General features: G+C 68.6%; 23 protein-coding genes and 3 pseudogenes. 13 read left to right on the forward strand and 13 right to left on the reverse strand.

Annotation, left to right across the window (positions count from 1 at the left end; all coding sequences use genetic code 11):
* Positions 1-51: 51 nt before the first annotated feature.
* Complete coding sequence (locus tag ACQP0P_RS03020; RefSeq protein ID WP_433370590.1) at positions 52-177, forward strand: hypothetical protein; 126 nt, start codon at positions 52-54, stop codon at positions 175-177.
* On the opposite strand, the gene ACQP0P_RS03025 is transcribed toward ACQP0P_RS03020, so the two are convergent.
* The 3 genes from ACQP0P_RS03025 to ACQP0P_RS03035 are packed head-to-tail and all read right to left on the reverse strand — an operon-like array spanning position 178 to position 2,007.
* Positions 178-837: a response regulator gene (locus ACQP0P_RS03025; protein WP_433370593.1), complete on the reverse strand. Its 660-nt coding sequence runs from the start codon at positions 835-837 to the stop codon at positions 178-180. It abuts the gene before it with no gap.
* On the reverse strand, positions 834-1,199 hold the full coding sequence (locus ACQP0P_RS03030) for a sensor histidine kinase (RefSeq protein ID WP_433370596.1): 366 nt from the start codon (positions 1,197-1,199) through the stop codon (positions 834-836). Before ACQP0P_RS03030 ends, ACQP0P_RS03025 begins: the two co-directional genes overlap by 4 nt.
* Positions 1,189-2,007: a histidine kinase dimerization/phosphoacceptor domain-containing protein gene (locus ACQP0P_RS03035; protein WP_433370599.1), complete on the reverse strand. Its 819-nt coding sequence runs from the start codon at positions 2,005-2,007 to the stop codon at positions 1,189-1,191. The genes ACQP0P_RS03030 and ACQP0P_RS03035 overlap by 11 nt, the downstream gene beginning before the upstream one ends.
* Before the next feature lie 159 nt (positions 2,008-2,166).
* Between ACQP0P_RS03035 and ACQP0P_RS03040 the strand changes: the two genes are divergently transcribed.
* Entirely contained in the window at positions 2,167-2,805 is a 639-nt protein-coding gene (locus ACQP0P_RS03040; protein WP_433370602.1) for a hypothetical protein, read from the forward strand.
* 393 nt (positions 2,806-3,198) lie between these two features.
* Here ACQP0P_RS03040 and ACQP0P_RS03045 read toward each other — a convergent pair whose 3' ends face one another.
* On the reverse strand, positions 3,199-3,573 hold the full coding sequence (locus ACQP0P_RS03045) for a hypothetical protein (RefSeq protein WP_433370605.1): 375 nt from the start codon (positions 3,571-3,573) through the stop codon (positions 3,199-3,201).
* 874 nt (positions 3,574-4,447) lie between these two features.
* On the opposite strand from ACQP0P_RS03045, the gene cpt reads away from it, so the two are divergent.
* Positions 4,448-4,984 carry a chloramphenicol phosphotransferase CPT gene (cpt, locus tag ACQP0P_RS03050; protein ID WP_433370608.1) on the forward strand — a complete coding sequence of 179 codons (537 nt, stop codon included), beginning with the start codon at positions 4,448-4,450 and terminating at the stop codon, positions 4,982-4,984.
* 442 nt (positions 4,985-5,426) lie between these two features.
* Positions 5,427-6,896, forward strand: coding sequence for an MDR family MFS transporter (locus tag ACQP0P_RS03055; protein ID WP_433370611.1), 1,470 nt, complete (start codon positions 5,427-5,429; stop codon positions 6,894-6,896).
* A 139-nt stretch (positions 6,897-7,035) separates the two neighbouring features.
* Here the strand turns inward: ACQP0P_RS03055 and ACQP0P_RS03060 are convergent, their stop codons facing one another.
* The gene (locus ACQP0P_RS03060) at positions 7,036-7,344 is read right to left on the reverse strand and encodes a MiAMP1 family antimicrobial peptide (RefSeq protein ID WP_433370614.1); all 309 of its coding nucleotides are present in this window, start codon (positions 7,342-7,344) and stop codon (positions 7,036-7,038) included.
* 389 nt (positions 7,345-7,733) lie between these two features.
* Here ACQP0P_RS03060 and ACQP0P_RS03065 point away from each other — a divergent pair, with 389 nt between their 5' ends.
* Positions 7,734-8,543: an IclR family transcriptional regulator domain-containing protein gene (locus ACQP0P_RS03065; RefSeq protein WP_433370617.1), complete on the forward strand. Its 810-nt coding sequence runs from the start codon at positions 7,734-7,736 to the stop codon at positions 8,541-8,543.
* A gap of 244 nt (positions 8,544-8,787) precedes the next feature.
* Here the strand turns inward: ACQP0P_RS03065 and ACQP0P_RS03070 are convergent, their stop codons facing one another.
* The 6 genes and pseudogenes from ACQP0P_RS03070 to ACQP0P_RS03095 all read right to left on the reverse strand — a co-directional run.
* Positions 8,788-10,065 carry an RNA-guided endonuclease InsQ/TnpB family protein gene (locus ACQP0P_RS03070; protein ID WP_433370620.1) on the reverse strand — a complete coding sequence of 426 codons (1,278 nt, stop codon included), beginning with the start codon at positions 10,063-10,065 and terminating at the stop codon, positions 8,788-8,790.
* A gap of 51 nt (positions 10,066-10,116) precedes the next feature.
* Positions 10,117-10,932 carry a quinone oxidoreductase family protein gene (locus ACQP0P_RS03075; protein ID WP_433370623.1) on the reverse strand — a complete coding sequence of 272 codons (816 nt, stop codon included), beginning with the start codon at positions 10,930-10,932 and terminating at the stop codon, positions 10,117-10,119.
* 4 nt (positions 10,933-10,936) lie between these two features.
* The gene (locus ACQP0P_RS03080) at positions 10,937-11,770 is read right to left on the reverse strand and encodes a hypothetical protein (protein WP_433370626.1); all 834 of its coding nucleotides are present in this window, start codon (positions 11,768-11,770) and stop codon (positions 10,937-10,939) included.
* A 27-nt stretch (positions 11,771-11,797) separates the two neighbouring features.
* Positions 11,798-12,265, reverse strand: coding sequence for a hypothetical protein (locus ACQP0P_RS03085; RefSeq protein ID WP_433370628.1), 468 nt, complete (start codon positions 12,263-12,265; stop codon positions 11,798-11,800).
* Positions 12,258-12,770 carry a CoA transferase gene (locus ACQP0P_RS03090; RefSeq protein WP_433370631.1) on the reverse strand — a complete coding sequence of 171 codons (513 nt, stop codon included), beginning with the start codon at positions 12,768-12,770 and terminating at the stop codon, positions 12,258-12,260. The genes ACQP0P_RS03085 and ACQP0P_RS03090 overlap by 8 nt, the downstream gene beginning before the upstream one ends.
* Before the next feature lie 67 nt (positions 12,771-12,837).
* Positions 12,838-13,188 (reverse strand): annotated as a pseudogene (locus tag ACQP0P_RS03095) (CoA transferase); the annotation flags it as partial.
* Between the two features lie 5 nt (positions 13,189-13,193).
* Between ACQP0P_RS03095 and ACQP0P_RS03100 the strand changes: the two are divergent.
* Positions 13,194-13,973 (forward strand): annotated as a pseudogene (locus tag ACQP0P_RS03100) (amidohydrolase family protein); the annotation flags it as partial.
* Positions 13,974-14,004: 31 nt separating this feature from the next.
* Here ACQP0P_RS03100 and ACQP0P_RS03105 read toward each other — a convergent pair.
* On the reverse strand, positions 14,005-14,139 hold the full coding sequence (locus ACQP0P_RS03105) for a hypothetical protein (protein WP_433370633.1): 135 nt from the start codon (positions 14,137-14,139) through the stop codon (positions 14,005-14,007).
* 121 nt (positions 14,140-14,260) lie between these two features.
* On the opposite strand from ACQP0P_RS03105, the gene ACQP0P_RS03110 reads away from it, so the two are divergent.
* On the forward strand, positions 14,261-15,286 hold the full coding sequence (locus ACQP0P_RS03110) for an aldo/keto reductase (RefSeq protein ID WP_433370636.1): 1,026 nt from the start codon (positions 14,261-14,263) through the stop codon (positions 15,284-15,286).
* A 103-nt stretch (positions 15,287-15,389) separates the two neighbouring features.
* Here the strand turns inward: ACQP0P_RS03110 and ACQP0P_RS03115 are convergent, their stop codons facing one another.
* The gene (locus tag ACQP0P_RS03115) at positions 15,390-15,659 is read right to left on the reverse strand and encodes a helix-turn-helix domain-containing protein (RefSeq protein ID WP_433370639.1); all 270 of its coding nucleotides are present in this window, start codon (positions 15,657-15,659) and stop codon (positions 15,390-15,392) included.
* Positions 15,660-15,746: 87 nt separating this feature from the next.
* Here ACQP0P_RS03115 and map point away from each other — a divergent pair, with 87 nt between their 5' ends.
* From map to ACQP0P_RS03145, 6 genes and pseudogenes are all read left to right on the forward strand, one after another.
* Positions 15,747-16,571, forward strand: coding sequence for a type I methionyl aminopeptidase (map, locus tag ACQP0P_RS03120; protein WP_433370642.1), 825 nt, complete (start codon positions 15,747-15,749; stop codon positions 16,569-16,571).
* A gap of 449 nt (positions 16,572-17,020) precedes the next feature.
* A complete protein-coding gene (locus ACQP0P_RS03125; protein WP_433370645.1) occupies positions 17,021-17,230 on the forward strand; it encodes a heavy-metal-associated domain-containing protein in 210 nt (69 codons plus the stop codon).
* Positions 17,230-17,433 (forward strand): hypothetical protein, encoded by a 204-nt coding sequence (locus ACQP0P_RS03130; RefSeq protein ID WP_433370648.1) that lies wholly within the window; start codon positions 17,230-17,232, stop codon positions 17,431-17,433. The genes ACQP0P_RS03125 and ACQP0P_RS03130 overlap by 1 nt, the downstream gene beginning before the upstream one ends.
* Positions 17,409-17,498: pseudogene (locus ACQP0P_RS03135) on the forward strand (cation transporter); the annotation flags it as partial. The gene ACQP0P_RS03130 and the pseudogene ACQP0P_RS03135, both read left to right, overlap by 25 nt.
* A gap of 44 nt (positions 17,499-17,542) precedes the next feature.
* A complete protein-coding gene (locus ACQP0P_RS03140; protein WP_433370651.1) occupies positions 17,543-17,767 on the forward strand; it encodes a winged helix-turn-helix domain-containing protein in 225 nt (74 codons plus the stop codon).
* A 238-nt stretch (positions 17,768-18,005) separates the two neighbouring features.
* Positions 18,006-18,434 (forward strand): carboxymuconolactone decarboxylase family protein, encoded by a 429-nt coding sequence (locus ACQP0P_RS03145; protein ID WP_433370654.1) that lies wholly within the window; start codon positions 18,006-18,008, stop codon positions 18,432-18,434.
* The last annotated feature ends 67 nt before the right edge of the window (positions 18,435-18,501 follow it).

Raw genomic sequence — 18,501 nt, forward strand, 5'->3', positions numbered from 1 at the left:
GCGCTGTTCGTCAGCGACGACGGCTACACCCGCCTCAACCCGGCGGCGTGGGTGCTGTGGGGGGTCGTCGTGGGGCTCGCCGTCGCGGCGGCGGTGTTCTTCTGGCCGGTGCGGACCGGCCAGACCATCTCCTACGAGGGCCGGCGACTGCACGTGTGGCTGCCGACCTGGATCTGATCAGGCACCCTCGCCGGGACGGACCAGCCCGGACTCATAGCCGAGGACTACGGCGTGCACCCGGTCACGCAGGCCGAGCTTGGCGAGTATGCGGGTGATATGCGTCCGGACGGTCGTGGCGGAGATTACCAGCCGGTCGGCGACTTCCTGGTTATCCAGACCCCGAGCCATCAGCGTGAACACCTCGAGCTCGCGCGCCGTCAGCCGGGAGAACACAGTCGGCGGGCGGCCCGGCGGCGGGGTGGCGAGGAACCGTTCAATGAGCCTCCGGGTGATGGCCGGCGCGAGCAGCGCCTCGTCACGGACGACGGTCCGGCAAGCATGGACGAGGTCGGGAGGGTCCACGTCCTTGAGAAGAAACCCGCTCGCGCCGGCGCGCAGCGCGTCGTGGACGAGGGCGTCGTCGTCGAAGGTGGTGAGTACCAGGACCTTGGCCGTGGCGCTGGCCCTCGCCAGCTCACGCGTCGCGCCGATCCCGTCGAGCACAGGCATCCGGATGTCCATGAGCACGAGGTCCGGTCGGAGCTCGCGGGCGGCAGCGACCGCCTGCCGCCCGTCGGCGGCTTCGCCCACGACCTCGAGATCTTCTTCGGTCTCGAGAATGAGCCGGAACCCGGCACGCACGAGCGACTGGTCGTCGGCCAGCAGGATCCGGATCACGCCACGCTCACGGCCCGCACCAGGGGCAGCCACGCCCGAACGCGGAAGCCTCCACCCGGCCGGGGCCCGGCCTCAAGGTCGCCCCCGCACAGCCGGGCCCGCTCCGCCATTCCGATCAGGCCGTAACCGGCCCGCTCGGGCGCCCTGGGCGGGTGTACCCGCGACGCGGGCCGGGTAGCGCCGTCGTCCTCGACCGTGAGACGCACGGCATCCTCATCCACCACCACGAGGGCACGGGCGGGTGCGCCCGTGGCGTGGCGCATGACGTTCGTGAGGGACTCCTGAACGATCCGGTAGGCGGCCAGGTCGACCGCCGGCGGCAGCCCGCCGACCGAACCTTTGACCGTCAGCTCAAGCGGCACGCATATCGTCGGCAAGGTCGCCGAGCCGGGCCAGGGAAGGACGAGGCCCGGCCGCGGGAACGCCATCGAGGCCCAGCAGGAACCGCAGCTCGCCGAGCGCGGACTTCGCGGTGGCGCGCACCGAGGTGACCATTGAGCGGGCCGTGCCCGGATCGGACTCCACGATGCGCTCGACCGCGCCGAGCTGGACCACCACCACGCTGATAGTGTGTGCGAGCACGTCGTGCATCTCCCGGGCGATGCGGGAGCGCTCTGCATCCCTCGCCTCACAGGCCCGTTCCTCCCGCTCGTGCTCCAGCTCGCGGGCCAGGCGTCGCAGCTCGGTGATACGCAGCTGTCGGTCCCGGATGGTGCGGCCAGCGAGCCAGGGCGTGAGCGTGATCAGCCCGGTGAACGCGAAGTCGGCCACTGTCTGTGACGCGGCGAACGGGATCGCGCCCCACACCAGGGCCAAGGCCGCGACCAAGCCGACGAGCGCCCGGCGGAGCGGGGCGTAGGCGGCGACCGAGTAGACGGTGAGTATGAGCGCGATCACGGCCGCGTAGCCCTGGCTCGTGACGTCCGCGCCCAGGCCCTCATCGAGGAAGAGGGCCGACCACCCGATCAGGACGGCCAGCAGGGGCCGTTGGCGCCGCCACGCGACGGGCGCCGTCATGGCGACCGAGACGATCAGCGCCGTCGTGGCGCCGTCCGCGGCCATCACCTGCCCGGCACCGAGCGCGACGAGGACGGCGGCCACCGTGAAGTCCACGAGCCGCGGCCGAGCCCTCAGCCACTGCGCCAGGGCGCCGGCGCCGTCGTCGGTCATGGCACGAACCATAGCGGCGCGCTGCCCCGTGCGGCATCGCCCCGGGGAGGTAGGCGCATACGAGCAGGCTCGTATGCGGTTCGGCGTGACCTCCGACGATTCTGGTGCCGGCCGTCCCTAGCGTCGGCGGCACCAACCACTGCTCCCCCGGAGGTCCACGTGTCACGCCGAAGCACCGCCGTCGCACTGCTCGCCGCCCCCGTCGCCGGCCTGGCCGGCACGATCCTCCTGCCGACGTCCGCCGACGCCGCCGCCCAGCTCGCCCTGATCGAGGCGCAGCCCGCCCGCTGGGTGGGTGCGAACGTGCTGCTCGTCATCTCGTTCCTGTGCTTCGCCGGTGCCCTGCTCGGGCTCACCGGGCTCTTCCGCGCCCAGGGCTCGCGGCTCGGCGTCGCTGCGACGGTCCTCGCGGCGCTGGGGTGGGCGCTCCACATCGGTCCCGTCGCCTACGTGATGGCCCAGTACCCGCTCGCCCACCACCCGGACCGGGCAGGTGCGGCCGAGATCGCCGCGGCAATGTTTACGGCACCGCCCTTCGCCGTGCTCATCGTCCCGGTGCTGCTGGCGACCGTCGCGGGCACCCTCGCCTTCGTCGTTGCCCTCTGGCGGACGCGGCTGGCACCGCGGTGGGCGGCAGTGACGCTGGTGGCGGCACTGGCAGCCGACTTCGCGGCGCCCGACGCCGTGTCCGGGATCATGATGTTCGCTCTGATGGGTGTCGCGTTGGCCCCGTTGTCCGCACGGCTGCTCGTGCTGGAGACGACGACCGCCGGGGCCCGCGTGGCCACGCAGGCCTGACCCGGCCGGCCACGCGGGCGGGCCAGTAGATCGCTCTGATCGATGATCATGATTCCACTGTAGGAGCGGCGAGAAAACGCCGGGCTGCTCGGCGACGCGACCCAGCCTGAGTCGACGGGCGCCCCTCGTGGACCGGCGATCGGTGTGGCTGGACCCGCCTTCGATCGGCCACTGACGCGTGCTTCGGAAGCAGCGGAATGGCCAGCCAGGGAACCTCCGGACCAGCGCCAGGGCTTGATCACCCGCACACCATCTCCCAGGACGTGAACCAGCAACGCCTCCGCCCGCAAGCACCCTCGGACCACCGTCCACATCCCTCTGACCACGGTCTCCGCTACCCGACCAGGGTGATTGGTCCGCCTGAAAAATGGTCGGTCGTCCTGGGGGAGTTAGTCATCTCCGCATGAAGGGGACCTCGTAGGCAGGTGGTTGGCCGTTCATCAGGTCAGCCAGGTCGTCATCCGTGAGACCGACATCGAAGGCGTTGCCCGCCTGCCGTGGATCCCAGCCGCGATCAAGGGCTTGGCGTATGGTCGCCGTCACGAGTGCCGGCTGTATGGCGATCGTTCGCTCTCCGTACCATGCGTCCGGCCGGGAGCAGGGAAGTGACACCAGAAGAACACGCCCCGGGGTCTCGGCCAGTTCTACCGCGAACGTCAGCGGCCCCCAACTGTTCGCCTGGCAGTACGTGGGCTTACGACGGACCCGCCACCGGAAGGTGGCGCCGTCCACGCTGATGAGCCGTGATCCCTTCTTGGGGATCGCCATGAAGCGGCCTCCTGCCCTGTTTCGGCACTGCTCACAGGAGCACCGAGACCAGTTGGAAATGACGCGAGCCGATCGCAACCGTAACCCCTGTTCAGCGTGCTGATCGACAGGTTTTCCGCAGGCGGCTGGTTACCTCTTTAAACGGATTTCGTCGACCAGACACTCACCGACATCGAAGATCACCGTACGGATCACGCCGGAAGCCTAGCTCGGTTACGTAGTGTGCCCGCGTGGATGAATATCGGTGATGATTGATACCTTCATGCTGGATAATTTCTCTTATGGGAAAGCTTCGTCCCAAGGAAAGATGGGCTCTGGGCTGTATCCAGGCCGTGCTGCCTGAGATGAATGTGCGTCAATACGACGATGGTTCAGAGCCGGGCATGCACGACCTCAATCTGTTCTCTCAGGACGGAGCTCTCCGGGGATGTGTACTTCACCATCGACCTGCCGCCCGACAAAGCGGGCGGGTTCGTCGCAGACATCGGGATGCCTTGGCTCAGTGGGTGGGCGACTGGCTGCGAGAGGTCGGACAGGCGGATGTCCTCCGCAAGCTCGCCGAGTCCGCCGCGCCGCACAGCCATGTCTTCGTTCTGTTCCCCGGCTTCACCGCTGCTCCCTTCAAGGTGGCCGACCTGTTGATGCGAGATTCCGCGCCGCTTCCGACGATCACGCCAAGCCTTCCCACCGAGGTGACAAACGTGCTTGGGGGCGTTCCTCACCCTGGCTCACCGGACAACGTGACTGATCGTCGTTGCCGTGGCGGGGTCACTATACGTATGCGCAGCGGCTCTGATGCCAGTCGGGGCAGGGCAGGGACGGGTCATGCGAAAACCGTTATGGAACGTGTGGGGCGGGCCACTAATGTGACGCGGTGACAACTCAGGTGATTGTTCTCAATGGTGGCTCCAGCTCGGGCAAGTCCGGGATTGTTCGGTGCTTGCAGGCGATCCTGCCGGATCCATGGCTTGCCGTCGGAGTTGACACCCTGGTCGGGGCGATGCCCGCGTCCATGCAGGCATCGGATGCAGGAATCGACTTCGCCCCCGACGGCCAGGTTACTGTCGGGCCGGAATTCCGGATCTTGGATGCGGCGTGGGCGGAGGGGATCGCCGCAATGGCCCGCGCGGGCGCTCGGGTCATTGTGGATGACGTATTCCTCGGTGGGGCGGCATCTCAGCAACGGTGGCAGAAGGCTCTTGCCGGACTGGAGGTGCTGTGGGTCGGTGTCAAGTGCGAGAGCGCGGTCGCTGCAGGTCGCGAGATCGCCCGAGGCGATCGTACCGTCGGGATGGCCACATCGCAGGCGGAGGTGGTTCACCAAGGCGTGCTCTACGACCTGGCGGTGGATACCACGCATACTGAGTCGTTGGCGTGTGCGCAGAATATCGCCACCCGCGTGCGGTGCTAGCGCCACTATTACCTGGAGTTCGGCGGACGAGCGCTGTGACGGATCACCACGAGGAGTACTGGCAGCTCACGTGGTCACTGGCAAGTTCATTTCTGGGAGCCACCCGAACGGACGATCATGAACTGAGGTGAACGGGCCTGAATGACCGGAGGTCTGGCGACCAGCGCGACGAACGGGCCTGAACGGCCCTGGAGATCGTTTGGGGACCTGCGGTCGGTGTCGATCGACAGCGATTCGGGTGCTCCTTCGCATGATCTGAAGATCGTCGTCCGCCGGTGAAAACTGGGTGACATTTCGCATCACTTGCCGGAATGCTGGGGGCGGGCGATGAGTTTTGTCGGTGGTGTCCGTCAGTCTTTGCATGACCACAACTTCTTGTGAGACCCAGGGCTGAGACAGCAGCCATGACCATGCCATGTCCGACAACCCCGATTGAGGTGCCGTGCTCAGCCCACAGCTTGACTCACCCGCCAAGCCCGCGACCGCCGTTTCAGGTCGCACCCCGGCCGTGATCCGGCTGCTGGTGCTCGCCACATTCGTGGTCATCCTCAACGAGACGATCATGATCAACGCGATCCCGCGGCTGATGAGCGCGCTGCACATCACCGAGCAGACCGCGCAGTGGCTCTCGACCGCCTTCATGCTGACCATGGCCGCTGTCATCCCGATCACCGGATGGTTCCTGCAGCGGGTGTCCACCCGCAGCGCGTACAGCACCGCGATGGGCCTGTTCCTGCTCGGCACGGCGTTGGCCGCCGTCGCGCCGTCGTTCGAGGTGCTGCTGGGCGCCCGCATCATCCAGGCGTCCGGGACGGCTGTGATGATGCCGCTGCTGATGACCACGCTGATGCAGGTGGTGCCCGAGGAGGACCGGGGCCGGGTGATGGGCAACCTCTCCCTGGCCATGTCGGTCGCGCCTGCCATGGGCCCGACGGTCTCGGGGGTGATCCTCCAGTTCGGGTCCTGGCGGCTGCTGTTCGCCGTGGTGCTCCCCATCGCCGCCGTGATCACCTGGCGCGGTCTGAAGCAGCTCAAGAACGTCGGGGAGCCCCAGTTCAGCACCGTCGACTGGTTGAGCGTGGTGACCGCCGCCACCGGTTTCGGCGGCCTGGTCTACGGGCTCAGCCGGTTCGAGGGCGGCGATGCCCGCGTCGCCGCAGCGATCGTGGCGACCGGCCTGGTGGCCATCGCCGTCTTCGTCGCCCGCCAGGTGTCGTTGCAGAAGCGCGGTGTGCCGCTGATGGACCTGCGTACCCTGCGCCACCGCACCTACACGGTCGCGCTGATCCTGATGTCGGTGGCCTTCATGGCGATGCTCGGATCGATGATCTTGCTGCCGCTGTACCTGCAGAACATCCGCGAGCTCAGCCCCCTGCAGACCGGACTCCTCGTGATGCCGGGCAGCCTCGCGATGGGGCTGCTCGGTCCGGTCATCGGCCGCCTGTTCGACCGGTTCGGCGGCCGGGTTCTGGTCATTCCCGGCGCGATCGGGATCATGCTCGCGCTCACCGGCTTCACCCAGATCACGATGACCATGCCGTTCTGGCAGCTCCTCGGTCTGCACATGCTGCTGATGGTGAGTCTGGCCGCGACCTTCACCCCGGTGTTCACCCTCGGGCTCGGAGCGGTTCCAGCGCCGCTCTACTCCCACGCCAGCTCGATCCTGAGCACGCTGCAACAGGTCGCCGCGGCCATCGGCACCGCGCTTGTGATCACCGTGATGAGCACACGAGCCGATGCCCTGAGGTCCGCGGGAGCCACGGAGGCGCTCGCCAACCTCGACGGCATGCGGCTGGCCTTCATCATCGGCGCGGTGCTGTCCGTGGCCGTGGTCGCCACCGCCCTGCTACTACCCGCCCGAGCGGACAGTGCCGACGAGATCGAGGGGACCCGGCCGATGCACCCGGCGTGACGACGGTGGAACGGGACGCTGCAACCTCCGCTTCATAGCAGAAGGAGTTGTTCATCCCATATCTCGCTGAAGTCTGACGGAGAGGGGCCGGTGCAGGACCTGTCGGCTTGAGCGCCCCGGCCCGTCCGCCTTCCGGGCGTCAGCACACGATGAAGATGCTCTTCCAGCCGACGGGCGTCCTCTGCTCCGCGTTGCGGTTGGACGGCAGCTCGAAGTGCATCACACCCTGCGTGTCGGGCTGGTTGTACATCCGGCCGCTCTGGCCGTCGCCGTACCACTTGTACGACCCGTGGAAGGGGATGTTGGACGGGCCGCACCGGTCGATGACCACCGACCGGCCGGTGAAGCCCGGCCCTTCGTAGGCCACGTACTGCGAGGCGTAGGCGGCACTGCCCATGACAGCGACCAGGGCGGCGGAGATGACGGGGACGAGGGCGATTCGCTTCACGATGATCCTTTCGATGGCCTCAATGATCTACTGAGAGTATACATATGACTACTCTGAGTGAGTGAAATGTGCTGCGCATGGTCTGAACCGCTCGCCGAAAGCGGAGAAGACCGTGGCGCCGCCCACAAGCGATCACCGAACCGGTCCTGCGGCCGGTGACCGCGCCGGAGGATGGCTACTTGTCCGCTCAGCGATCGAAGGCGGGTTGCCGCCCCGACCACCGGTTGGGGCGGAGCCACCGCACGACATGACGACATCCACATCGTGCCGTGCTACGTGGACAGATAAACTGGGCGGCGAATATGTCGCACACTTGAGCAACCTGTCCGGATGCCGGTCCTCCGTAGAGTGGGCTGCCCTGTACCAACCCTGGCGTGAGGAGTCGGTGAATGCCGCGGGAAGGCGTCGGACCGGATTTCATCGAGGCACTGGCCCGGGGGCTGGAGGTCGTCACCGCCTTCCAGCCCCACCGGCCGGTGATGTCGCTGACCCAGGTGGCCACGGCGACCGGTCTGGCCCGGCCGACCACTCGGCGTATCCTGCTCACCCTCCAGGAGTTGGGCTACGTGCGTTCGTGTGAGGGCGGGTTCGCACTGACCCCGCGGGTGCTGGATCTGGGCGTGGCCTATGTGCGCTCGATGGGGTTGTGGGACGTTGCCCGCCCGCATCTGGAAAGGCTCGTCGCCCGTACCGGCGAGTCGTGTTCGATCGCCCAGCTCGATGGCTCCGACATCGTCTACGTGGCCCGGGTCGCGGTGCCCAAGATCGTGGGCTTGGCCGTGCAGATCGGCACTCGGTTCCCGGCGCAGGCGACCTCGCTGGGCAAGGTCTGCCTGGCCGCGCTCTCCGCCGAGGAGGTGGACCACGTGCTGGCCGAGCCGTCCCGCTCCGGGATCGAACCGCGGCGGCGGCTCAGCCGCGAGGAGCTGGACACCGAGCTGCGCGAGGTCCGCGCGCGCGGCTGGGCGCTCACCGACGAGCAGCTCGCGCCCGGCATCCATTCGGTCGCCACGCCGCTGCGTGACGGGTCCGGGCGCGTGATCGCCGGGATCAACGTCAACAGCCACGCCGCGGAGACCCCCCTGGAACGGCTGTTGGAGGAGCACCTTCCGCCGCTGCTCCAGACCGCCGGTGAGATCAGCGCGGACTTCGCCCGGCTGGAGACGGTGCCTCAGGTGACCCGGACGGCCGCGTCCTGACCGGCCGTCCGGGCTGTTCAGGGGGTGAGGACGATCCGGCCGGTCGCGGTGCCCTCGCACTGGCGCCGCCACGCCTCCCCGGCATCTGACAGCGGCCTGCTCTCGTGGGCGACGGACAGGTTGCCGAGCAGGGCCTGTTCGGCGATCAGCGTGAGCGAGGCGGCGCGCCGCTCCGGACTCAGCTCGTTGTTGGTTTGACCTCCTCCTCGGCCTGAAGGCCAAGGATTCTCCCGTCACGTCGCGGTTAAGCGGCGCGCGGGGGTTGACGCTTCGCAGACCGGGCAGTCCCGAGGTCTCCACGTCCTGACACCGCTGATCCGTCGGCGTTGTTGATGTTGATCGCGGCGTTGGTGTCGGCATGCCCGACCCAACCGCACCCGGGGTTGGTACAGGCGTACCGTGTCCCGTTGCGGGCCGCGGGGTCACGGTGAGCGCACCGGTGACAGGTCTGCGAGGTCCCCCGCGCGGGGACCTTCACGACCTGTCCGCCCCGGTCGGCGCTCTTGTATTCGAGCAGCGCGACGGTCCGGCCCCACGCCTGGCCGGCGATCGCCCGGTTCAGCCCCGCCTTCTGGGCGACGTTCCCGCCCGGGGCCTCGATCGTGCCCCTGGCCGAGCGGACCATGGTCGCGATGGACAGATTCTCCACCGTGATCACCGCGAAGGTGGCGGCGAGTTCGGTGGTGGTCCGGTGCTGCCAGTCGACGGCTCGGCGCTTGGCTTTCGCGCGCAGCCGGGCGATCTGGTCATAGACGCGCCTCTCCCGCCCCGAGGGACGGCTCTTGCGCGGCCGGGCCGCACGTCGGCGGGCCGACGTCTTCTCCAACCGGCGCAGATGCTCCCTCTCCCCCAAGGTGAGCCAGGGGCCGTGCTCGCGCATCGTCCCGTCCGACAAGGCCGGCGCGACGGTGACACCAACATCGATCCCGACCTGCGGGCCCTGATGTGCGGGCACGGGCGCGGCCGGGGTCTCGGTACGAAACACCAGGTGCCAACCATCGGCCTCCTTGACCAGACGCCCGCCGGTCACCGCACCCGCCGGAGAGTTCCTCCCAACGCCGGGCAGGTCCTTGGTCCACCGGAACCGGACCCGGCCCACCATCGGCACGGTCACCGCACCCCACCGGGCCGACAGGCGCACGATCCGCATATTCCGGGCCTGAGGCACATCAACCGCCAAGCGAGGCCGCCCCTTCTTGGACCTGAAGATGGGCCGCCGGGCGGGGTGATCGGGGTTGAAGAAGTTCTCCCACGCCTGCCGGTACGTCTTCAAAACGGCCTGGGCGGCCTGGGCGGGCAGCACCGCCAGGAACGGGAAGTCCACGCGGGCCTGGCGGATCGCCTGGTCGGCCTGGGCCAGGATCGGCCTTTTACCGGAGAAATGCGTCCAGTAGGCGTGCAGGCAGTTCCACACGGTGATCGCGGCGAACGCCTGCTCATCCAAGATCGCCGACTGGGCACCGGTCAGCTCCAGGCGGGCTTTGTGCCCACGCTGCCGCTTGACCGTCCCCCGCCCGCTCATGACCAAAAACCTAGCCGATCTGGGAATCACCGGGCAGCGAAACCGCCCGGCTTAGAGCACGCTCGCGCCCTGGCGGGTACTCCCGCGCGGGCCTTCACCCCCGGCGTGAACGCCGGAGCACTGGCCCGCATTCAGGTAGCCGAGCAGGCGCAGTGATCTGCCGCCGAGGTTGACCAGCCTGCCGCCGGAGCGCAGGGTGCGCGCGGCGGCTGCGGCCGGTACGCCGAACAGCGGGTCGAGCACCAGGTCGACCGGCCCGTCGGTGACGGCGGCGAAGCGCGCCGCCAGTTCGGCGACGTCTTCGGTGTCGAGCGCGACGACGGCGTCGGCGCCGGCCTGCTCGGCCCGGTCCCGGGCGGCGGCGGACCGCGCGCCCGCGACGACCCTGCGGGCACCGGCGATGCGGGCGAGCTGGACGGCCGCCTGACCGACCACGCCACCGGTGCCGAGCACCAGAACCTGTTCCCCGGCGGCCAGTTCGCCGCGCCAGGTCAGTGCCAGGTGCGCGGCGATGGCCGACAGCCCCAGCGCGGCGATCGCCACCGGATCGACTCCGGCGGGAAGCCTTACCGTGTCGTCCGCCGGCACGCGGGCGACTTCGGCCATGCTCCCGTCCCCCGGCGCCATCCCCGCCGAGGTCGCGAACCACACCGGTTCGCCCTCGACGGTCCCGACCCCCTGCACGCCCGGCACATACGGGGTTCGCGGTCTCCCGAAGTAGGACGTGCCGCTCGCGCACAGCAGGTCCAGCGGGGTGACGGGGGCGGCCGTGACCTTGATCAGCGTTTCGTCCGGGACGGCCGCGGGCGCGTCTCGCTCGACCACCACCGGTGGGCGGCCGGGTTCGTGGATCTCTACCGCACGCATGGGCTCAGGTGGCGATGTCGGGATAGGGGAGCGCGAAGTGCGCGAGCCGTTCGGCGTACTCGCGCTGGAAACCGAGCGGCTCGTCGTAGTCGCGTTCGAACATCGCGATGAAGAGGGTGAGGGTCAGGAACGGCTGTGCCCCCTTCCTGCCCTCGCACGCGACGCCCATCATCAGCATGAAGTCCATGAAACCGTGGGTGGCGTTGCCCGGGGCGTGCAGGCTGTCCAGCGTCACCTCCGACAGGCAGCCTTCGAGGTCACCGGAGGAGATCCACTCCACGGCGCGCCGGTCGAACTCCGGGTCGGGGCCGTGCGGGCCGAACTGCCGTGGCCCGCCCAGTTCCAGCGACAGGTGCCCGGTGCCGATGACCGCGCCCCTCGTGTCCTGCGGCCAGGACTCCACCAGCTCCCGGATCGTCTTCCCGAGCTGTACGAAGCGCTTGGGCTGCGGCAGCGGCGGGGCGAAGATGTTGGTGTAGACCGGCACGATCGGCAGGTCGTTCTGCGGGCGTAGCGTGATGATCGGGCACGTGATCGAGTGGTCGATCCGCAGCTCGTTGGAGAATGCCAGGTCGAATCCCGCGTCCATGCCCTCGCGCAGCAGGTAGGCCGACAGGTCCTCCTGCCCCTTGAGCAGCATGCGCGGCAGCCCGAACTCTCGTTGCTCGTTGTAGAAGTTGGCGTCGTACGGCAGGCCCAGGTCGGCCAGCGCGGCGCCGCACACCCCGGCCCCGTTCAGCGGCAGTGTCCGGCCCAGCACCTGCGGATGCACCCGGCCGATCGCGGCGAACAACGACAGGTGCGGCCCGAACAGCCCCTCCTCGCCTGCGATCTCCATCAACCGGGGGGTGCGCGGGTCGCCCTCCTAGTGGACGTGATGGCCCAGCCCGGGGACGAATTCCCTGGCCGCGCGCCGCGCCTGGACGGTCTTCAGGGCGAGGGCGTCCCAGCCGTCATCGCCCCCCGGCAGGTCGCCGTCCACCGAGGCCAGCACGTCGTGCAGGAAGCGGCCGGTGTCCTCGGTGACACCCAGGAACCTCGATCCGCCGCCCAGCAGGCCCGCCGCGAGCGCACCCTGTACCGAGTCGGGCGCCGACAGGTAGGTCAGGCGGGTGACGATCGCGGTCGGGGTGAAACCGTGGTCGGCCAGCGCGGCCAGGACGGCCTCGAACACCCGCACCTCGCCGCGCCCGGGCCGCCGCTGGGTCGCCAGCCAGAACGCCAGCTCGCCCATCACGTCCGCCGCCAGGTCGTGGCCGAGCAGAGTGATCGTCTTGAGGCTGGACGCGCCGAGCGCGGTCGGGTACCCGGGGCGGTCGATCCGCTCAGCCACGGTCATCCTTCTCCGCGAGCCACTCACGCAGCTCCGCGCCGTGCTCGTCCGGTTCCGGCGGCGGCAGCCGGTAGCCGGCCGGGGTCCGCGAGAATCTGATCGGATGCCGTGTCGTGGGCACCGCCCGATCGCCCTCCCCCACCTCCACGATCGGGTCCAGTCCGAAGCGCTCGGCCAGCGCGAACCCGCCGTCGATGGTGTTGATCGGACCGCTGGGCACACCGGCCTCCACCAGCAACTCGAACCACTCGACCGCGCCCCGCTCGGCCAGCCGCTCGACCAGGATCGGACGCAGCTCGTCACGGCGTTCGGTGCGGTCGGCGTTGCGAGCGAACCGCGGATCGTCGGCGACCTCCGGGATGCCCAGGACCTCGCACAGCCTGCGGAACTGGCCGTCGTTGGCGGCGGCGACGATCAGGTCGTTGTCGGCGGTCGGCAGCGGCTCGTATGGGAACACGCTGGGATGGGCGTTGCCCATCCGGTAGGGCACCACCCCGCCGGCCACGTAGGCGGAGCGTCAGCGCCGACGACAGCAGGTTCACCTCGACGTGCTGTCCCCGGCCGGTCGCGTCCCGATGGAGCAGCGCCGCGAGGATGCCGATCACGACGTGGTTGCCGGCCATCACGTCGAACACCGAGATCCCCGCGCGGTAGGGCGGCCCGTTCGGTTCCCCGGTCAGGCTCATCAGGCCGGAGATGGCCTGCACCATCAGGTCGTACCCCGGCACGTCGCGCCCCTTGCCCGACCCGAAGCCGCTGATCGAGCCGTAGACCACGCCCGGGTTGGCCGCGCGGACGCTGTCGTAGTCAAGGCCGTACTTGGCCAGCCCGCCGGGCTTGAAGTTCTCCACCACCACGTCCGCCCTGCGGGCCAGCTCGCGGGCCAGTCCGGCGTCGGTCTCGTCGCGCAGGTTCAGCGTGATCGAACGCTTGCCGCGCCGGTGTCACGACCGTCGTCGACTGGTCACACGGACTCCAGACGGTCGATCACGCCGACGCCGCCGTGGACGCGCTGCGGTCGGTGCCCGGCCGGTTCGTGCTGGCCTACGGCAACATCCAGCAGGCACCCGCCGAATGGACCGCCGCACCGGAATTCCGCGACTTCGTCCGACGGCGGATCACCGGGGACGACATGCTCGGCTTCCAGCTCGCCTTCGACGTCACCGGTGACCCGTCCTTCCCCGAGAGGCCCGCCTTCGAGGTCGCCCGCGAACTCGGCGTCGCGGTCACCACCCACGCCGGCGTGTGGGGCGCCACCGTCACGCACTGCAGCCTCCGCGCCGACCAGGTCGTCGACTGGGCCACTCGTGGCGGTGCACGCGCCCTCGGCCGTGACGGCGAACTCGGCACCCTGGAGGTGGGCCGCAAGGCCGACATCGTCCTCATCAAGAACGAGCACTCACCAGTCTCGTTCCCGCTGCTCAATCCCTACGGTCACATCGCGTTCCAGGCACAGCGGGGCGACGTGCACACCGTCCTGGTCAACGGCCGCGTCGTCAAGCATGAGCACCGTCTGCTCGGCATCGACCTGGCCGCTGCCCGCCGACAGGTCGAGCAGACCGTCGAATACCTGCGGACGACGATGGGAGAGGAGACGTGGCAGCAGGGGATGAATCCCGATGTCCCCGAGACCACCCTCCTTGACAACCCCTACACCTACACCGACTACCGCAGCGACTCGACCCACACCCGCCGAGAATCCGAGTAGCGCGGGGGGCTGTACGGTTCTCGGCTCAGCCTCAGCCCGGCAGTACGCCGCGGGCAGCACGTGCGTCGTACAGGATGCCGTAGCGGGTGATCCGGCGGTTTGTTCGGTTGGTGGCGTTGGCCGCGTCCATGATGAGGTCGGTGACGACGCCCGGATGGCTGATCATCGCGACATGGGATGCGGCGACCTGTACCGTCGCTCGGCGATCCCGCATTTCGCACCGGTGCCCGGCCCGGTTCGGGATTCCCCTCGTATCGTTGAGGCATCGTCTATGAGGAGGACGGACAATGCGCACCACGACGCTCGGGCCCGACGGTCCCGAGGTTGGCGTTCTGGGTCTGGGCTGCATGGGCATGAGCTTCAGTTACGACCTGGCGACCCCGCGGGACGAAGCCACACTGATCTCGGTGATCCACCAGGCGCTCGATGAGGGCATGACGCTGCTCGACACCGCGGACGTGTACGGGCCGTTCACCAACGAGGAACTGATCGGTCGGGCGCTGGCGGGCGGTCATCGGGAGCGTGCGGTGCTGGCCACCAAGGTCGGCACCCTCACCAGGGACTCCGCGGGCAACCCCGTTCAGGGCCTGGACGGTCGTCCGGAGCATGTCCGGAGGTCGATCGACGAGAGCCTGAGCCGGCTCGGCACCGATCACGTGGACCTCTACCAGTTGCACCGGGTGGATCCCGAGGTGCCGATCGAGGAGACCTGGGGAGCGCTGGCGGAGACCGTGGCGGCGGGCAAGGCGCGCTACATCGGCCTGTCCGAGGTGACGGTGGAGCAGATCAAGCGGGCGCAGTCGGTGCACCCGGTGACCTCGGTGCAGTCCGAGCTGTCGCTGTGGACCCGGGACTGGATGACCGAGGTACTGCCCTACTGCCAGGAGCAGGACATCGCCTTCCTGCCGTACTCGCCCCTGGGCAAGGGCTTCCTCACCGGGCGGTTCTCCTCGTTCGACGACCTGCCCGAGGAGGATTTCCGGCGGCGACTACCGCGCTTCCAGCAGGAGGCACTGCGCGCCAACCTGGCCATCGCGGGCCGGGTGCGTCAGATCGCCGAGCGCGTCGGCGCCACCCCGGCCCAGGTGGCGCTCGCCTGGGTGATGGCCCAGGGGCGGTACGTCGTTCCCATCCCGGGGACCAAGACCTCGAAGTACCTCGCGGAGAACGCCGGAGCGGTGGATGTCGAGCTGAGCCCGGCGGATCTGGCCGAGTTCGACGCCCTGCCCGCGCCGCAGGGCGACCGCTACGGAGCGGCGGACCCGGCTCGCCAGCCGTCGTGGAAGGACTGGTCGTCCGCCTCTCGCGGGTGATCTCCACGCGGCCCTTCCCCGAGTCGCGACAAGGCCCCCGACGGTCGGCACCGGCTTGTCATTTTGCGATGGTGCCGGCCGGTTCCGTGGACGGGTGGGGCGGCTACAAGACGGCTTCCAGTGGTAGGTCGCTGCCGCGCCAGGCGGCTGCCAACTCCTGCACCGGCAGGTTGAGCGCCTCACCGAGGCAGAGGATCGTGCCGAATCCGGGAGAGGGTAGTCGTCCGGTCTCGATCTTGCGCAGGGTTTCCGGCGAGATGCCGGCCGCGTGCGCGACTTCCGCTGGGTCGCGTCCCGCTCGCGCGTGGCGCAGCAGGGCGCCGAGACGCCTGCCGGCTTCGATCTGCTCGGGTGTGAGCGGTTGGCGGACCATGCTCCAAAGCTAGGACTGGTATTACTATACCGGCAAGTGCTAGGGTGCCGGTATAACTATACCAACACCCTGTGGCGCGAGGTATTCGTGATTGAACTGAAGACGCCTGCGGAGATCCAACGCATGCACGTGGCCGGACGTTTCGTCGCCGAGGTGCTCTCCGAGGTCGGCCGGCTCGCCGACGTGGGTGTCAACCTCCTGGACCTGGAGCACCACGTGCGCGGCATGATCAAACGGTGCGGGGCGAAGTCGTGCTACTGGGACTATGCGCCGTCCTTCGGACGTGGCCCGTTCCGCAACGTCATCTGCCTGTCGGTCAACGACGCCGTCCTGCACGGCCTGCCCCACGACTACACGCTGCGTGACGGCGACGTACTCAGCGCGGACCTCGCGGTCAGCGTCGACGGCTGGGTGGCCGACTCGGCGCGCACGGTCGTCGTTGGCACTGCTGCCGAGGAGGACCTGCGGATCATCCGTGCCACCGAGGAAGCGTTGGAGGCGGCGATCGAGGTGGCGCGTCCGGGCAATCGCCTGGGTGACATCTCGGCGGCCATCTGGGCGGTGGCCCACGACTACGGCTATCCGGTCAACACCGAGTTCGGTGGCCACGGCATTGGCCGCACCATGCACGAGGGGCCCCACGTTTCGAACAAGGGCCGGGCAGGGCGCGGCCTTACGCTCCGGCCGGGCCTGACCCTCGCGCTCGAACCCTGGTTCGCCCGCACGACCGACCGGATCGTCTACGACGCCGACGGCTGGACCATCCGGTCGGCCGACGGCTCACGCACGGCCCACTCCGAGCACACGGTCGCCATCACCGAGGACGCCCCCTTGGTGCTCACCCGGCGTGAACCGGAGGACCCCGTAACGAGGGGTGATTCCGCCAGTCGTCTATCCACAAAAGACGTCTAGTGTCCCGCCGTTATCGCGTCCTTGATGCTCTGGCTTCGCCAGGCCGAATTGTCAGGTGCTCCTTAGAGGCTGGAACTTCCGTTGCTGCATATCTCCCGAATGAGCACGCACCAGCTCAGCGTGGAAGCCGACTCTCGTGGCGCACATCGTGGCCGCACCGCCTGACGGCGAGCACACGGTCGACAAGGAGAACGGCGATCGCCCGAGGCGCCGGGCGGGCGCGCCTCAGGTGCTGCTTCCGATACCGGCTCGCACGTCAACGACCTACCGGATCGTCTGGCAGCAGCGGCGAGCGGAAACCCGGGCTTCCCCGGTCTTCTCAGCGCCGCGATTGCTCGCAGGATGATGCGCATCGTCAGAACCCCTCCTTTCGGAAATGCTCTGGCGGGGTATAGTGTTGGCGATACAGCTACCCGGTAGGGGTACTTGCTACGAAGCGAGGATACGCGATGGCCACGAACGAGTACCAGGTGACGGGCATGACGTGCGAGCACTGCGAGAGGTCGATCCGCGAAGAGGTCGGCGAGATTCAGGGTGTCGAGGGCATTCAGGTCAGCGCTCAGACGGGCAAGCTCGTTGTCACCGCTTCCGGTGACATCGACGACGCCAAGGTTCTGGGTGCTGTCGAGGAGGCCGGCTACTCGGCGGTACGCGTCTGATGAAGGCCGGAGCGCGGCTCGCGCTCGGCGGCGACCTGGTTGCGGGTTCGTCGAGCGAGCTCACGATCTCGATCGCTCGCGATGGTGAGCCGGTCACGACTCTTGAGCCCTACCTCGGGGCCTTCGGGCATCTGGTGGCGCTGCGCGAGGGCGACCTCGCCTACCTGGCGGATCGGGTATCGAGCTGGAGATCGGCGGGATGACCTGCGCCTCCTGCGCGAACCGGATCGAGAGGAAGCTGAACAAGCTCGACGGCGTCCAGGCGACCGGCCGGCCATCGACGTCTTCGCTGGGCTGGCGGACCCCGTCCGGGTGAAGATCGTTCTCGCCCTGCAGGAGTCGGAGATGTCCCCGGATCATCTTGCCGACATCGTCGACGGGTCTCCTGACGCCGTCGACCGCCGGCTCAAGCGCCTCAGCTCTGCGGGCATCGTCGCAGCCGGCAACCAATGGCCCGGCACTTCCATCGCCTGGCGAACCAACACGTCGCGAATCTCGCGGTCAGCGGCGCCCTCCAGGCTCAGCACGCCGCTCTGATGGAACACGGCGGCGATGCCTCGTCCTCGTGGCCCCACACCGAACGTTGACCGGGAAACCCTCAGCGTTCCGGCCCGGAAAAGCCTGGCCAAGGTTCGGAGACGCCCCATTAGACCGATCCGAAACCCCCAAGGAGTGACTTATGCCGCGCCTCTCCCGGTTCGCCCCGGAAACCGCCGTCGGAGCCTCCCGCGATCTTCTCGGCGAACTGGTCCAGCGACACGGCCAGGTCGGCGACATGGTGTCGACGATGGCCCACTCACCGGCCGTGCTTGGCGGATACCTGCAGCTCAGCCGCGCCATGCGGCGGGCAAAGCTCGATCGCAAGATCAGCGAACGCATCTCGATCGCCGTCCAGGCCCAGCAGGGATGCGGCCTCTGCCTTCAGTCGCATATCGCCGCCGCCCGCTCGCTCGGCATCAGCGAAGAAGAGATCGAACTGGCCCACCAGGGATCGTCGGCCGATGCCTCCACCGCCGCGATCGTCACCCTCGGACTCCAGGTCTATCGTGAGCCGACATCCATCACCGACGAACAGATCGATCACCTCCGCGCCAACGGCTACAGTGACCGCGAGATCGCCGATGTCGTCGGGGTCGTCGCGCTCAACATCCTCACCGGAGCATTCAACCTCGTCGCGGGTCTCACACCTGGGCAGGACGGCTGAGAGCCGGAGAGTGGACAGGCGCATCGACAACCCTGTGATGGTTGCCGATACCCGGCCTCGCCCCATC

The organism is Streptosporangium sp. CA-115845 (assembly GCF_050943795.1).
In the GTDB taxonomy this organism is placed as follows: domain Bacteria; phylum Actinomycetota; class Actinomycetes; order Streptosporangiales; family Streptosporangiaceae; genus Streptosporangium.